The following is a 16,677-nucleotide window of genomic DNA, read 5'->3' as shown; positions in this document are numbered from 1 at the left end:
AACACTTAAACCAGTAAAAAAGACACTAATATTTGAATTGTTATGCTCTCTTGCTAAGTGATATAATAAATAAGAAATTTATAAAACTTACCAATTAAGGAGAGTAGTACAAATGAAAAAAATGCTATCTGTACTAGCTGCAGCTAGTCTTGTTTCAAGTTCATTAGGTACTATTTCTTGTACATACACTAAAAAAATTACTCATGATGTACTCGATCAAATTAAGATCTATATGAACGTATCTTCGATTGCGGCACAGTCAATTCTTTTAAGTGATCAAGAAAATGGAAGTATTAGTACTGATTATTCTTTACAAACTTTTGCTCAAACAAAATTAAAAGATCTATATCAAAAAGATGCTTTACAATTAATGAAAAAATATGTTAAAAGTAAAGATGAACAAGAAAAAGACCCTTTAGATTTAACTTATGAACTGCAGTTTAAAAGTATGTTTGGAGATTTATCATTTAAAAATTGAACTAGTGTTTTAAGAAACACACTCCATCCTGAAAGAAATCCCGTTAAAGATTTAAATGTCAATTGAAATGAGCAAACTAGAACTACTTCAAATAGTTTAATATCTATACTATCTATTGTTTCAGGTGTAGTTAGTTTATTATTAGGTGATGATTTTAATAGTCAACAACAAGGTAGATTAATTAGTGATTTTATTAGCAAACCTGGTCAGTTAGCGGCAACTGTTTTTAATAATGATTTAGACTTTTCTGATTTAATAAAAACACTAAATGCTTTTACAGATAAAAATAATGATAATAAAAAATATAGTAAAATTTTGAGTTTATTAGATAAAATAACCTCAGAACCTGAGTGGTTTAAAGATATTAAACTTGAGTCAAAGGTTTCAGAAATTTTAGAAAAAGCTTCAAAAAAATTCTGAGAAAGTGTCAAAACTTATTTAGATAAAAGTAAAGATAAAGACTGAGAAATAATTGCTCAAGCTGGAGCTGATTTACTAAAAGCAATTGCTGTTTATCAAAAAGCAATTGAAGTTAATGAAGATAGTGAAAAAGATTTTCCTTTAAAACAAAAATCAGCTAGACGTATTTTTAAAAAAGATAAAGATAATAGTGAATTTTTAAAATTAGTATTAGATCAAAAATTATCAAATGTATATAAGCAAAAAGATCTTAATACCTTAAAACAAACTATTAATTCATTAAATATAAAATCATTTTTAAAGTTTTTAATAGATAGACTAAACTCAAAAAATGATGAACATGGATATAATTTCCAAAAAGTTGTTCTTTTAATTTTTGGTTCTCCAGAAGCAAATGATATTAAAAAATCACCTGTGATGAAAGAATTTTATCAAGGATTAGAAACTGGAGATTTAGTTGGTAAAATCTTAAAACAGTTCATACCAAATCTTCCTTCAGGGTTTGATGATTTTTTAAAAGTGTTCTTTAAAAATACTTTAACTGATCTAGTTTCTGCTTTGCAAGAAGATTTAACAGACCAAGCTACTGGTAAAAAATTTAGTAAAAAATTAAATGAAAGTAAACTTACAGACTTTATTAGACATATTTCAACTTTTTTTGGTTCTGTTGGACGTAGTATAGCAGTTTTTTTAACTAGCAAGGGTTGGAACGAATTTGAACAAAACCCTTACAAGGCAATATATAATGGTGAGGATTTTTTCCCAGCTATATATCAATTAGTAAATGATACTAGTCAAAGTTCTGAAGATATCATTCCAGTTAACATACATTCAAATATTAAAAATCTAAGAAGTTTTTTAAACCAACCATTAGATAAGTTGCTTACTTTTATTGCTAATAAAATCAGTAATAATAAAGGTTTTGACACATTACAATTTCTTTATGGATTAAGATCAAAATCAATATATGAAATTATTGTTGATCTAGGTAAGGAATTTCAAGTAGATAAACAAGATGATTTATATATTATTAATCTATTAAACATTAATGCACTAATTAATAGGATATTTGACGATAAGATATCTTTAAAATTTAAAACTACTAAAACAGCAGATAGTAAAGAAAAAGAATTAGAAACAAAAAATAATCTTGCAACCATTTTAACTCTATTAAGTTTAACTGAAGCAAATTCAAAAGAAATTAAATTAGAAATTAAAGATAATTCCAATTATAAAAGTGCTAAGAACAGCATAGAAGCTGCTATAAAAAATAAACAATATACAGTAGCTGCTTCAATTTTATTAGGATTTGATCCAAATTCTGATGGATCTAAATTTGTTGAAGGTTCAATTTTAGAAGCGTTTTCTTGATTATTTGGTCAAAATACTAAAGATATAAATCCAATAGCATCAAAAAACGCCACAAAAGCACTAGTTCAAGCTTATATAAACTTAGTAAATTGATTTCAAAGTGTTTCAATTGCTGAGTATGCTAAAGATTTTTTAGATGATTATTTAGATCAAAAAAACTGAAAAGTTGAGTTTGATAGATATATCGGACAATTATCAGAAATTAATAAAGATTTTGAAATCATTTATAACTTATCTAGAAAACAAAACAAATATCAAGTTACAATATCAAGAAGTAAAAATATTAATGGAACTTGACGATTTAAAGAAATTAAAAAGATTAGTGATAAATAATTATAAGCTATTAACAAAATACCTCTTAAAAAATTTAAGAGGTTTTTCTATTTTTCATCTTATTATAAAGCTCAAAAACTTTTGCTTCATAAACTGAGTGTTTTGGGCTGTAAAACTCAACATCTTTAATTTTATCTGGTAGATATTGTTGATCAACTCAACTATTTTTATAATCATGAGGATATTTATAACCAACACCATTACCTAATTTAACAGCTGATTTATAATGATTATCTTTTAAATGTTTAGGTATTTGATATATATTAGCATCAAGTACGAATTGATGAGCTTTTTTTGTAGCTAGATACGCTGAATTAGATTTTTGACTCAGTACCATTTCAACAATAGCTAAACCTAAAACAATGATGCCTTCAGGCATGCCAATTTGACGAAAAGCATTAGTTGCTTGAAAAACTCGACTAGCAATGCTAGGATTAGCCATACCAATATCTTCATAAGCAATCACAACCATTCTTCTCATTAATGCTTCATGGTCACCTAATTCAATTAGTCTAGCAAAATAATATAAAGCAGCATCAACATCACTTCCTCTAATAGATTTTTGTAGTGCTGATTTTAAATCATGAAAATCATCTCCATATGATGAATCAGAATTTTTTGAAATTGTTAGGATCATTTTAATTTGTTTTAAATCAATAAATTCATCGCGATAAAGCTTTTCAATTAATTCGATTGAATTTAAAAAGCTTCTGACATCGCCATTACAAATTTCACTTAGATATGCTAGTGCTTGATCAGAAAGATTAATTTTGATCTGATTCTGATTAATTAATTTTTTAGCATAATCAAACAATTCTTGTTTAGAAACAGCTTTTAATTCAATTAATAAACTTCGGCTTCTTAAAGCTGGATTTATTACAAAAAATGGGTTTTCAGTAGTAGTTGCAAAAACAAAGATGTTACCTTTTTCCATATTTTCTAATAAGATATCTTGTTTATCTTTATTTAAACGATGAATCTCATCAATGATCAAAATGAATCTGTTTTTATCTAAAGCTTTATTAATGATTGAAACTAGTTTTTCTTTTTTATCATAACTAGCGTTAAACATATCATATTCAATCTTTAAGTCATTAGCTAAACTAATTGCAAAAGTTGTTTTGCCTGTTCCAGTTGGACCAAAAAAAATTAAAGAAGTACAATAATTATTACTAATCATTCTGTTAATTAAGCCTTTTTCTTTTAATAAATGATCTTGACCTATAATTTGCTTAACACTTGTTGGTCTTAATAATAAAGAAAGTGGTTGATTCATAAAACACTCCTAATAATTGCTATTTTAATTCTATTATAATCCTGATAATACTTTCAAACTTAGCTTAGACTTAGCTCTCAAAAAATCTCAAGTAAAAATTGAAACTTAACTTTTTAACAAAAATCTTTATTGATAAAATCAAATTTATAGCCTTAAATAAAATAAAAAAAGTCAGCTAAACTGACTTGATAATTATTTTTCAAAAATAACTTTATAAACATCTTCATACTTAGATGCAGCAGTTATTTTTAATACATCTTTAACTTCTTTTGGAACATCATCAAGATCTCTTAGGTTTTTTTCAGGAATAATAATGTGTTTCAACCCACTTCTTGCTGCTGAAATCGATTTTTCTCTCAACCCGCCAATTGGTAATACATTACCTCTTAAAGTAATTTCACCAGTCATACCAATTTCTTTTGAAACCGGTTGTTTAGAAAATGCTGAAATTAAAGCGGTGGTTAAAGTGATTCCAGCACTTGGTCCATCTTTAGGAACAGCTCCTTCAGGTACGTGAATATGCACATCAATATCTTTAAAAGCATCTTTATCAACACCGAATTTTTGATAATTTGACTTAACATAAGTCAAGGCAATTACTGCTGATTCTTTCATCACATCACCAAGTTTACCAGTTAAAGTTAAATTAGATTTTCCTGGATAAATACTTACTTCGATTGGTAGAATATCTCCACCAAATTGTGTGTAAGCTAGTCCTGTAACTACTCCAACTTGTGAATCATCTTGTTTTGAAGTGTGTTCAAAAATGTGTTTTCCTAGATATTCATTGACAATTTTTCGATCAACAACTAGATTTTTGACTTCTTTATTTAATAATTTAACAATAAATTTTCTAGCAATAGTTGCAAGTGATCTTTCTAATTGTCTAACACCAGCTTCTCTTGTGTAGTATTTGATTATTTCATCATATGCTTCATCAGTGAATTTTAGTTCTTTTTCAGTTAGTTGATCTTCATCTAAAATTTTTTTAGTTAGATAGTCTTTGGCAATATGCATTTTTTCTAATTCAGTATAACTTGATAGATTAATAATTTCCATTCTATCGTATAAAGCTTCGGGAATGTTTTCCGGATAATTAGCAGTCGCAATAAACATCACACTACTTAAATCATATGGTTCTTCAATGTAGTGATCTGAAAATTCTTTGTTTTGCTCTGGGTCTAAAACTTCAAGCATTGCTGAAGCAGGATCTCCGCGGTGATCATTTGACATTTTATCAATTTCATCTAATAAAAACAGTGGATTTTTGACTTTAGCACGCTTAATAGTTTGAATAATACGTCCAGGCATTGAACCTACATAAGTTTTTCTATGACCACGGATTTCTGATTCGTCTTTAACTCCACCTAGTGAAACTTTAACAAATTTTTTACCTAGAGCTTCAGCAATTGATCTAGCTAGACTAGTTTTTCCAACTCCTGGAGGGCCTACCAAAGTAATAATCGGACCTTTTAGTGATTTTGTTTTCTGTTTAACAGCTAAATATTCAATAATTCTTTCTTTAACTTTTTTAAGTCCAAAATGGTGTTTGTCTAAAATTTCTTGAGCATATTTTAAATCAGCAATGTCTTCAGATTGTTCTCATCAAGGAATTGACATCATTCAATCAATATAATTACGTTCTACATTTGCTTCAGAACTTCCTGGTTGCATTGCTTCAACTCTTCTAATAGATGAAAGAATTTTTTCTTTAACATTTTCTGGGAATGGTTCTTTTTCTAAACGTTTTTTATATTTTTCTAATTGATTTTTTTCTGAGTCTTCATCATCTAGTTCTTCTTTGATGATTCTCATTTTTTCTCTTAAATAATATTCTTTTTGCTGCTTGTCCATCTTATCTTTTAGTTTTTTATTAATTTCAGATTCAACACTCAAAGCTTCACTATTAGCAGTATTAGGTTTAGTTGGTTGAACTGGTGAAGTTCTTTGTTTTAAGATGTTTTCTAATACATCAAGTTTTTCTTCTAAAGATGTTGCTGACAACATTTTAATTTTGTCAACTAATGGAATATAAATTGCTTTATCAACTAGTTGATAAATTAGTTCATTCATTTTCTCAAAATCATTGTTTTCAAAAGCTTGTTTTAAATCTCTACTATCTAAAATTTTATTTTTATAAATTTTTAAAACTTTTTCTTTAAGAGCTTGGTTTTGATCTGAAGTTGGAAGTGTATCTTCTAAAACTGTAGCTTCAGCATATAAAATGCCATCTTCATCAAAAAATTTAGTAATTTTAACCTTAGAAATAAACTCTAATTCAGTTGATAAAGTTCCGTCTTTTCAAGCTTTTTTAATAGTTGCTTTAGCAAGTGAACCTATTTTGTATAAAGCATCGTTAGCTGGATTTTCATCAAGTGGCACTTTTTGAGAAACAACAATAATTTGGTTTTCAAAATCTGATTCTGATTTTTGAATACTTAATTTGCTTTTTTCTCTTCCAAATTCTACTACTTTAAGATGTATTGGAAATAAAATTATTCCTCTAGTTACAGCAACAGGCAGTTTTTTGATTTTCATAATCTCACTCCTTTAATCCTTTAATTATTCAAGATTTATTTTATCATAATTCTAGCACTTTAAAAGTACAAGTGCTAATTTAAGAAAAAACACCCTTTAAGGATGTCTCAATCTAGTATTAGCAGTTAATTTTAATTATTTACCGTTTTTATCGTATAAAAAGTCGTAAATTAATTCATCTTCAACTTGTAGTTTTAAAGCTTCAGTTGAAATTGAAGTTTTAATTTGTTCAGCATCAAGATTATATTGTTTAGCAATTTCTTCAAGCTTAGTTTTAATTTTTTCTTCAGTTGCTTGTAAGCTTTCTTTTAACTTAATTTCTGAAGTGATCAAATAAGCTTGTAAACGACGTTTAGCATCACGGTGTAATTCATCTTCAATATCTTGATCTGATAATTTAGTAAACTCTTTGTATTGTTTTAAATCAACACCTTGTCTTGCAATTTCATCTTGAAAATCTTTTTTCAGTTGTTTTGCCTGTTTTTCAATTGCTGATTTTGGTAATTCAATTTCAGAATTTTTAATAATTTCATCAATAATTTTATCGACAAATTCAGTTTTAGCGGCGATTGTTTTAGATTTTAACAAATCTTGTCTAACTTTTTGTTTTAGTTGTTCAAAAGTTTGAATTTCAGGAATGTTTAAATCTTTAGCTAGTTCATCATCTTTAGCTGGTAAAATTCTTTGACTAATTGATTTAATGTTTAAAACAAATTTTGCAGCTTTTCCTGATAGTGATTCAACATATTGTTCTGGGAATTTAACATTAATTTCTTGATTTTCACCAACTGATAATCCAATCATAGCATCTTCAAATCCAGGAATAAATTGGTTTGAACCAATTTCAAGTCTAAAGTCCTTAGCTTCTCCACCATCAAAAGGTTTATCATCAACATAACCTTTAAAATCAAATATTACTAAATCACCTTTAGCTATCTTAGCATCTTCAGGTTTTAGTTTTTCCATTGCAAATTGTTGGCAATAGCTATCAATTACTTGATCAACTTCTTGATCAGTAATTTTAATTTCAGGTTTTTCAACTGAGCTAATTCCAGTATAACTTCCCAGTTTAATATCTGGACGTAGATCAAATACAAAATTAATTACTAATTCTTGTTCGTTAACTTTTGCAGGAACTGGACTTGGAGCATTTAAAGGACTAATTTTTGCTTCTTGGCTTCTAGCAAATTCAAATGCTGGTTGTAAAGCAAGTTTAAAAGCTTCGTTATAAACTTTAGTAGGTGTTAAAAAACTAGCTAGTTTTGCTTCTGGAGCTTTACCTTTTCTAAATCCTGGGATTTCTAAGTTATTTTTAATTTTATTGCGAGCTTTTTTTAATAGATCTTGTCATTCTTGACCATCAATCGTAATGATCCATTTTGCTTGACCTTGATCAATTAATTTTTCTTCAGTAAATTTCATTATGGTTTTTTCCCTTCTGTTATTTTATGTATGAAATATTAATATTTTTTGGTTTTATTGAAATAGTTTGAGAAAGGTTTTTATCAATAGATTTAAGTAGCTTATCTTTATTGATTTTTAAATCTTCAATTTTATTTCTCACTTTAACAGTTATTAGAATGTATAATTGATCTTCTTGAAATACACTAGTTGAAACATTAATATCAGATAAATTGTCAATTGCAGAGTTTAAAAGCACTGTATTTTTAACTATTTTATTGATAACTCTTTGTTCAATTTCTAGATTTCCTCTTCTGTTTTTATCAATAGAAATATACATTTAATTCACCTCTTTATTAAGCTCGTCCAACATATTTACCATCACTAGTTGAAACTATTACTTTAGTTTGTTGGTTGACAAATAAAGGGACCATAATTTCTAATCCTGTTTCTAAGACTGCTTTTTTTTGAGCACCACTTGTAGTGTCGCCTTTAACTGCAGCTTCAGCTTCAATTACAGTCAATTCAACTTTATCAGGTAAAGCAATTCCTAGAACTTCTTGTTCAAATTCAGTCATTTTGATCATCAAACCATCTACTAAAAAGTTTTTTTCTCACTCTAATCTTGACATCGGAATTTGAACTTGATCATAACTATCAACATCCATTAAATATGCATCTACTCCATCATTATATAAATATTGCATATCTTTTCTTTCGATCATAGCTTTGTCAACTTTTTCTCCACCTGTAAAAGTTAGGTCAACTCTTGCTCCAGTTCTTAAGTTTTTAGCTTTTACTGAAACTTTGCCTTGTTGACGACCAGTCTTAGAAAAAGATTGTTCTAAAACTAAATAGATATTTTGATCATATAAAAAAGTTGTTCCTGGACGCAAATCATTAACTGACATTTTTCGTCTCCTTTTTAAAAATTATTTTGATTGCTAAGAAGCAAAATTCTATAATATTATATCATCTTATAGACTTTTAAAATATCTAATTATTTAATGGATCTTTGATGATTTTTATCGAAAATATCATTAATTTTTAAATCTGTTAAATTATTTAGAAAGTACAAATTAGCAGGCTGTAGTTTTTTACCTTGTCTTTGAATTTCTAAAATAGTGATTGCTTGATCTTTAGTTTTAACAACAATTCCTTGCTTGTTAATATCAATAATAGTTCCAGGTTCAACATCGTTGTATTTGTCAGCAATTTCAGTGATCATTGAGCTTTTAATCTTATATCTTTGTTGGTTGATTGTTGTATAACTAATTGGACTTGGTGAAAGTGATCTAATTAAATTAAAAATGTTAAATGCAGTATCATTTCAGTTAATTTGTTCTTCTTCTGATGAAATATTTTTACAAAAACTAACTTTTTCTGGATCTTGTTTGATAGCACAGTACTTATTATTGTAAATATCAACTAAATATTTTTTGGCCATACTAGCTGCTAAATCTGCCATTTTTTTAAATAAACTACCGGCATCATCAGTTGGTAAAATCTCAAGTTCTTCTTGAACATAATAATCACCAGCATCCATTTCTTTAATCATTTTCATAATAGTAATTCCAGTTTTAGTTTCACCATTTCTAATTGCATACTGAATTGGAGCTCCACCTCTTAATTTTGGTAATAAACTTCCGTGAAAATTAATTGCATCAAACTTAGCAAGTTTTAAAATTTTAGTAGAAATAAACTGTCCATAAGCACAAGTAATTAGTAAATCAAAGTCTAAACTAGCTAAATAATCATAAGCTTCAACAATTTTGACTGGTTGAATAACTTTAATATCCTTAGCTAGTGCAGTTTGTTTAACTGCAGTGGGTATTAGTTGTTTTTTTCGTCCTTGTGGTTTGTCTGGTTGACTAATTACTAAAATTACTTCAATTTGTTCAATTTCAGTTAAAGCTTTTAAAACAGTTGCTCCAATTTCAGGTGTTCCACAAAAAACAGCTTTAATTTTATTATTCTTGGTCATGTTTTAATTCTCACTTTCTAGCTACTTCTGAGACTCTTTTTAAAATTACTACCATAGCTAAAGTATCACGATTACAGTAGTTAATCATATCTGGTTTAATAAAATTTTCTCAACTTTGTTGATCAATTCTTGCTTCTAAAAACCTTCTAAATACTTCGCTTGCTTTACTTCCATTATTAATAGTCAAATCTTTATAACTAAAGTTAGGATCTAAAGCTGGTTGAGTTTTTTTGATTGAATATAAACCATGAAAATTCCTATTACCAATTAAAAAACTTGGCCTAAGATCTTTTTTACCTTTAAAAAAATCCATTAAATCAATGGTGTTGTTAACTATATACATTAAAGCTTGTTCTAATTTTGGAAATAAACATGCTAGAGATTTTAAAACTCTTTGTTCAAATGATTTGTTATAAGCTACATAAACTCCTGGATGATTATTAAAAATATCTTTTAAAAAGTTAATAACAAATGCTTTTCTTGGATCTTGAACTGAATTAGACAAAAATTGATAATGTTTCATAGTTTGAGGCTGATTGTAATCATAATTATCATCATAAATCACATCGATTGAATATTGAAACGGTGTTTGATAATAAGGATTGGTTTTATAAAATCTTGGAACAGCAAATTTAACAGTTTCAAAATCATACATAAAAACAGGTCTTTTACTATATTTAGATAGTTCTTGTTTTAAGTATCAAAAGTTTTTATCTTCAATCATTAAAGTCTCATCGCTTTGAATTTCTTGATCTAATTTTGCAAGTTCAAAAATTCTATTTTGAGTTTCGTTAAAAAAATCACTTGAGCCAACAAGATTAATAATTTCAGGATCATTTAAAGTTTGATAGTCTTTAAAATATGGTGATGATAAATGCTTAATTAAATAAGCTCTAACATCTTTATTTTTACCTGTTAGTTGTCATCACCCTTCAATGTTTTGATCAAAATATTTCAAGATGTGTTTACAAGCTATTTTTTCTGTTTCATCTAACTGTCAACTAATTCAGTTTTTAGCTTTTTTATCAACTTGTAAAAAACAAGAATCACTATTAAAAACTGATGTAATTTGATGATCTTCTAAACTTAAAAAATCAGCAATTTTGATAAATAAATCATCTAGGTTAAGAAATTTTTTTAAATTTTTATAATCTTCAAACAAACTTGCTCTTTGTCTTGCTGATCCATAAGTCTCTTGATCAATGACAACCAATCTTTCTAAATCGTGATCTTCAAGCTGATCTAGATCTTTAAAACCAAGATCTAACTCATCAAGTTGATCAACAACTTTTTTAATTTGATAAAAATCAAGGTCAAGGTCAAAATATTTTCGATCTAGTTTTTCAATTTCTTCTGAAAAATCAAAATAATAGTGATAGTCTTGAGCATATAAATAATCTTTATTAAGTCTACAAATAGAAATATTATCAACAATATAACCGTTTTTTTCTAAAACATAAGCTTGATAAACTAAATCTCAAAAATGTTCTTTTTTAACAGAAGTTGTGGCTTTAGCTTCAATAATTTCAACATGATTATTACCTTTAAGCTTTAAAACATCGCATCTTACTTTTAAATTAAAATTATCAAATTCAAATGCCGGTTCGTATAAATAAATATATTTGTTCTGCTCATTTTCTAATAATAATTTGGTTTGTTCAACTGCTTGAGTGATATTTGCAAATTGGTTGAAATCTTTGGTTAGTTTATTTGGATGATTTTTTTGTCGATCTATTTCAAAATATGCAATCACTTTAGCTCCAAATTCTCGACCATCTTCAATTGCATCACCTTGAAATTCACTAATAGTAAAACCATCATCATTATTAAAAGCTTGTTTTCATTTTGCTTCAAATTCAGTTTGTTCAGCTAAGGTTTTTAGCTTTGAATTTGTGTATTCTTCAAATAAATCAATACTACTAGCATTACTAGTAAAATCATCTTCACCAGCTAAATCATTATCTAAATTGAAAAAAAATTTTTGTTGTTGATGAAGTGTAATCGTTTTTTTAAAATGATCTAAACTATGAAAAACTCATGCTTTTTTAAGACACTCAGTATTAGCAATTTTAAAAGTTTCTTTACTGATATTTGTTTTGAAAAACTGGGTCATATTAATACCTATTTTCTAGTTTTTGTACTTTAAAATTATACTTTAGAATACAATTAATTAGTTAGAATAAAAATTACAATCCCAAAAGATTGTAATAATTAGTTTTCTTTGGTTCTTGTTGGAACAAATTTTTGTTTAGATGCATAAATTTTACGTTCTTCAGATAAATCAAGAGCTTTTTTATGATTTTTAGAAGATTGTTTTGCTTTTTTTAATTGTTCTTTTTCTTGTTGTTGTAGTTGTTTTGCTGAAGCTTTTTCAGCTAAACGTAATTGTTTTTTTTCGGCTTTAGTTAACTTAATTTCTTTTTCTGCAATTGCAATTCTTCTTTTAGTTTCTTCTAGATCTAGTTGAGTGTTAACAACTCATTCTGTTTTATACTGGTTTTTTGCTATTTTGGTTGTTAAACCTTCAACTTCATAAGCTCTAGTTTCTAATACTTCTTGAGTTTTTGGTGATACTAATTGCACAATAACATCAAAAACATCTCGATATTTGTATTCTGCACCTTTTCTGGCATAAACTTTTTCAAATTCAATTCTTAAGTTTTTTCTTGATTCAACTTTAGCAATATAAGTTTTAATTTGATCTCTTACTTGTTGGTAACGTTCTTCTTTTTCTTTTTTATTAGCTTTTCTTCCTGTGATTGTGCTTCAAACTACAAATCCTATAATAAAAACAAGCAGCGCAATCATCATTATAGTAGACGTCATAAAATCATTTTCCTTTTCAGTTAATATATATTATAAAGCATTTTTTATTATTAATTAACCTGATCAATAACTGCTCCACCTAAACAAATTTCATCTAAATAAAAGACTGCTTGTTGACCAGGAGTAATGGCTTTTAATGGTTGATCAAAAATCACTTGATAACTATCATTATTAAGATATTGTAATGCTACTTGACTGTCTGATTGACGGTATCGAAACTTAGCTGTACATTTAAAATGCTTAACATCACTTACATATCTGCTAAGATCTAAAGTTCAGTTAACTTCTGTAACAGTACATTGATTTGATAATAAATAACTTTGATCACTTAAAGCTGAAACATAAAGAATTTTTTGTTGTAGATCTTTTTTTGCAACATAATAAGGTTCATTCATCCCACCTAAGTTCAAGCCTTTTCTTTGACCAATAGTATAATACATAACACCGATGTGTCTTCCAAGTACTTTATTAGTTTTTATATCAACAATATCACCAGGTTGGTTTGCAATATAGTTTTGTAAAAATTCAGTGAAATGTCTTTCACCAATAAAACAAATTCCTGTTGAGTCTTTTTTGTCAGCTGTGATTAAATCTTGTTCTCTTGCAATTTGACGTATTTGAATTTTTGTCAATCCTTGTAAAGGAAATAATGTTTTAGCTAGTTGGTTTTGAGTTAGTTGAGATAAAAAATAGGTTTGGTCTTTATTTTGATCAACTGCTCTGATTAATTCATACTGATTAGTATTTTGATTAAACCTAATTCCAGCATAGTGTCCCATTGCGATGTAATCTGCTTTTAAGTTATTAACTGCATAGTTTAAAAATTTATCAAATTTAATATATTTATTACATAAAATATCTGGATTTGGAGTGCGTCCTTTTTGATATTCATCAATAAAATATTGAAAGACATATTCTCAATATTCTTCAACAAAATCAACTCGATGTAATTTAATATTTAGTTTTTCAGCTACTTTTAAAGCATCATTATAATCTTGTTCTTGAGGACAAATACTATCATTAATATTTCAATTTCCTAAGACATCATTATTAACAGCAGAATCTCAGTTTCTCATAAATAGCCCTTCAACTTGATAACCTTGTTGAATTAATAAATAAGCAGCAACTGATGAATCGACTCCACCACTCAAACCAACTATAACTTTTTTCATAGCTTTCCTTTCACATTCTAAATATTATTTTAACTACTAAAAATAAAAAATAAAATATTATCTCTAAGTAGAAACATAAGTCAATAAATAAGATTTAATCTTAAATAGTTAATAAAAATCATACTTTATATTTGAAAGTTTATTTTGTAAATAGATCTGCACTATTTTAATTTTTTTTAAATTTAAAATAAATACCAGATTAATCTTAATATTGATTTTTAAACAAAAAACACACAATCGTGTGTCGTTTTTGTCTTTTTAAAACAGCAAGCTTATCCTGCTTTGTTAAGTAAAATTTTATTTATAAATCTTGTTAATAGTCTTACTAACTTAAACTAATAAATAATGTTATTTTCCTGAAACTTTTTTATTTCACATTGGAAGTAAACTTAAACAAGCAACCACTCCTAAAACAATCATTAATATAAACATGTTTTGATATTGTTCTGGAGTTGGAGTTGTGTTATTAGCTTTAGTTCCTAAAATTCCGATTCCGATTCCAACTTTAGAAATGATTCCATCAGCAAAGACATAACTTGTGATTCCTAATATTCCTCCAGCTGTTGAAACTACTCGGTGATGAGAAAATTCTCCAGATAACATGGCAAAAAATGATTGTGGAATAAAGATAAATCCACCTAAAAACATCGAAATTATTAATAAGGTTTTATTATCTTTTGATTGTCAAATTCCTACAGTTGCTAGAGTTGTAATTAACACAGTTAAAATTAGAATTGGTACAAATCTTTTAAATCACTTATTAATTGATAAACCAACAATAAGTGTTAAAACTACTGCTCCTCAATCTAGTAGTGAATAAACAACTCCACCTTCTTTTTCAATGTCAAAGTGTTGAACATCTCTAAGATATCTTAGTGCAAAATCACTTAATCCAGCACGTATAGTATAAGTACAAATATTTGCAATAACTAATAATCAAATTCACTTATTTTTTAAGATGTATTTTACAAAAAAGTAACTATATGGTTTGTTGTCTTCATCAGTTTGTTGATGTTGAGTTTTTCCGATTAGTTGTAAGTTATAGTATTTTTCAAGCGCAGGTAGTCCAACTTGTTCTGGTCTATCTTTTGCAAAAATTACCACTAAAATACCTGTTATAACACTAGCTAAGCTTGGAATTACAAAATAACCAATAAGTCCTAGACTAGGTCCAAAAACTGTATATGATAAAGGAATGATTGAAACAGCTAAAGCTCCACCAATATTATGAGAAATATTTCAAACAATCATTCTATTTCTTCTGCTATTGTGGTTAAATCATTTATAAATTAAACGCACAGAAGGTGTAGCTCCAAGGCTGTGAAGATAACCTGCTAATACCATTAAAATGCATGTTCCAACAACTGAAGCAGTTATGTTAGTTTTTGAACTAAAACTAACTCCTACTAAAAAGTTAATAATTCCGGCTCCAATCAGTCCTATACCTAATAACCAGCGATTTGATTTAGTATCTGAAAGTGGAGAAGTTAAAAATTTAGATAACCCATAAGCAATTGAAAAGACCAATCCTACTAGTGCAAATTGCTCACCAGTAATAATTCCTTCGGCATTAGTACTACCAATTGTAATAATACTTCCAAAAATAGTTCATTGTTTTCTTGTAAAGTAATAAACTAAATAACCTAAAAAAGCCATTACAAATGTTAAATTTTGGTTATGTTTAAATTCTTTTTTAACAACAAAATCATAAAGATTATCTTGAGTTAAAGGTTCAGCTTGTTTTTCATTTAACCAATTAAAGACATTTTTAATTTTTCTAGGGCTTTTAACCTTGTTAGGATTTTTAAGTTTATTCATTATCTGCCCTTCTTTCTAAAATAGCATCTAAATCATTAACGACTTGATCTGCAATATCAAAACTATCAATTTTAATTCCAGCAGCAGTTTTGTGTCCACCACCACCATATTTTTCAGCAATTTGATTAATTTGAATGTTTTGTGAACGAAGTTCAACTCTTATAGTACCGTTTTGATATTCACAAAAAAATGCTCAAATCGGTCTATTTTTAATATTGCTTAGTAAGTTAACATATTCATAAGCAACATAATCTGTATCTAAACCAAGTTCTTTTAATTCTGAGTATCTTAAATACAGATAACTAACTCCGTGTTTAGTTGTTTTATAGTTCGAATAAACATGACTAGTTAGTTTCAGATCAGTTTCAGTTTTTTGATACATTGTTTGATATAACTCACTTAAATCAAAGCCCTGTTCTAATAAAAAGGCCGCTAGTCTAAATGTTCTTGGTTTTGGATAACGCAACATAAATCGATTAGAATCAGTTACAATTCCATGATAAATAATTCTTGCGGTTTCAGCATCAATTTTTAAGTCTGGGTTTTGATAAATAAGATCAGCTAACATTTCTGAAGTTGCACAATAATCAGGATCAACTCACATCACATCACCATAAACATCTCTGTTTGGATGATGATCAATTTTAACAATTATTTTTGCTAAATTTCAACGTGATTCATCAATTCTCGGTCTGTTTGCTGTATCACCAACTATAACTAAACTATTTTTAAATTCTTGGTCACTTACCGAATCAAAATCAGTACCAATATAATCTAAATATTTAGTAGGTTGTCCAGTAATTTTAACTGTTTTTTCTGGTCAATTTAACTTAATTAGATTTCTTAGTCCAAACTGAAATCCATAAGCATCACCATCAGCAGTAACATGTCTTAAAATGATAATTGAATCGTTTTTTTTAATTAGATCCAATATCTTATCAACAGCTGTTTTATCCATAAAATAACCTTTCTTATGTATATGACACCACATCTTAATCATAACACCCGAGTTTTAGTGTTGTAAGTTAAGCAAAACAAAATGTGTAAAACTACACGAGTT

At 27.4% G+C, this 16,677-nt stretch carries 12 protein-coding genes; 1 reads left to right on the top strand and 11 read right to left on the bottom strand.

The window, feature by feature from the left end:
• The first annotated feature begins 112 nt into the window (after nt 1-112).
• Nucleotides 113-2,602 (top strand): MOLPALP family lipoprotein, encoded by a 2,490-nt coding sequence (locus MPUT_RS01565; RefSeq protein ID WP_014035053.1) that lies wholly within the window; start codon nt 113-115, stop codon nt 2,600-2,602.
• A 34-nt stretch (nt 2,603-2,636) separates the two neighbouring features.
• Here MPUT_RS01565 and MPUT_RS01560 read toward each other — a convergent pair whose 3' ends face one another.
• From MPUT_RS01560 to MPUT_RS01510, 11 genes are all read right to left on the bottom strand, one after another.
• Nucleotides 2,637-3,878, bottom strand: a complete 1,242-nt coding sequence (locus tag MPUT_RS01560; protein WP_014035052.1) for a replication-associated recombination protein A — start codon at nt 3,876-3,878, stop codon at nt 2,637-2,639.
• Nucleotides 3,879-4,070: 192 nt separating this feature from the next.
• Nucleotides 4,071-6,416 carry an endopeptidase La gene (gene lon / locus MPUT_RS01555; RefSeq protein WP_014035051.1) on the bottom strand — a complete coding sequence of 782 codons (2,346 nt, stop codon included), beginning with the start codon at nt 6,414-6,416 and terminating at the stop codon, nt 4,071-4,073.
• 135 nt (nt 6,417-6,551) lie between these two features.
• Nucleotides 6,552-7,838, bottom strand: a complete 1,287-nt coding sequence (gene tig, locus MPUT_RS01550; protein ID WP_014035050.1) for a trigger factor — start codon at nt 7,836-7,838, stop codon at nt 6,552-6,554.
• A gap of 19 nt (nt 7,839-7,857) precedes the next feature.
• On the bottom strand, nt 7,858-8,157 hold the full coding sequence (locus tag MPUT_RS01545) for an MMB_0454 family protein (protein ID WP_014035049.1): 300 nt from the start codon (nt 8,155-8,157) through the stop codon (nt 7,858-7,860).
• A gap of 16 nt (nt 8,158-8,173) precedes the next feature.
• Nucleotides 8,174-8,728 (bottom strand): elongation factor P, encoded by a 555-nt coding sequence (efp, locus tag MPUT_RS01540; protein ID WP_014035048.1) that lies wholly within the window; start codon nt 8,726-8,728, stop codon nt 8,174-8,176.
• Nucleotides 8,729-8,817: 89 nt separating this feature from the next.
• Complete coding sequence (fmt, locus tag MPUT_RS01535; protein ID WP_014035047.1) at nt 8,818-9,801, bottom strand: methionyl-tRNA formyltransferase; 984 nt, start codon at nt 9,799-9,801, stop codon at nt 8,818-8,820.
• Nucleotides 9,788-11,914 (bottom strand): DUF2779 domain-containing protein, encoded by a 2,127-nt coding sequence (locus MPUT_RS01530; protein WP_014035046.1) that lies wholly within the window; start codon nt 11,912-11,914, stop codon nt 9,788-9,790. The genes fmt and MPUT_RS01530 overlap by 14 nt, the downstream gene beginning before the upstream one ends.
• A 98-nt stretch (nt 11,915-12,012) precedes the next feature.
• Nucleotides 12,013-12,627 (bottom strand): hypothetical protein, encoded by a 615-nt coding sequence (locus tag MPUT_RS01525; RefSeq protein WP_014035045.1) that lies wholly within the window; start codon nt 12,625-12,627, stop codon nt 12,013-12,015.
• 50 nt (nt 12,628-12,677) lie between these two features.
• On the bottom strand, nt 12,678-13,799 hold the full coding sequence (gene mnmA, locus MPUT_RS01520; RefSeq protein WP_014035044.1) for a tRNA 2-thiouridine(34) synthase MnmA: 1,122 nt from the start codon (nt 13,797-13,799) through the stop codon (nt 12,678-12,680).
• A gap of 348 nt (nt 13,800-14,147) precedes the next feature.
• On the bottom strand, nt 14,148-15,617 hold the full coding sequence (locus MPUT_RS01515) for an MFS transporter (RefSeq protein ID WP_014035043.1): 1,470 nt from the start codon (nt 15,615-15,617) through the stop codon (nt 14,148-14,150).
• Entirely contained in the window at nt 15,610-16,575 is a 966-nt protein-coding gene (locus MPUT_RS01510; protein ID WP_014035042.1) for a DHH family phosphoesterase, read from the bottom strand. Before MPUT_RS01510 ends, MPUT_RS01515 begins: the two co-directional genes overlap by 8 nt.
• Between the last annotated feature and the right edge of the window lie 102 nt (nt 16,576-16,677).

The sequence above is a fragment of the Mycoplasma putrefaciens KS1 genome, from assembly GCF_000224105.1.
Lineage (GTDB): Bacteria > Bacillota_I > Bacilli_A > Mycoplasmatales > Mycoplasmataceae > Mycoplasma > Mycoplasma putrefaciens.
Note: the sequence above shows the minus strand (reverse complement) of the source record. Positions and strands in the feature narration are given on the sequence as shown.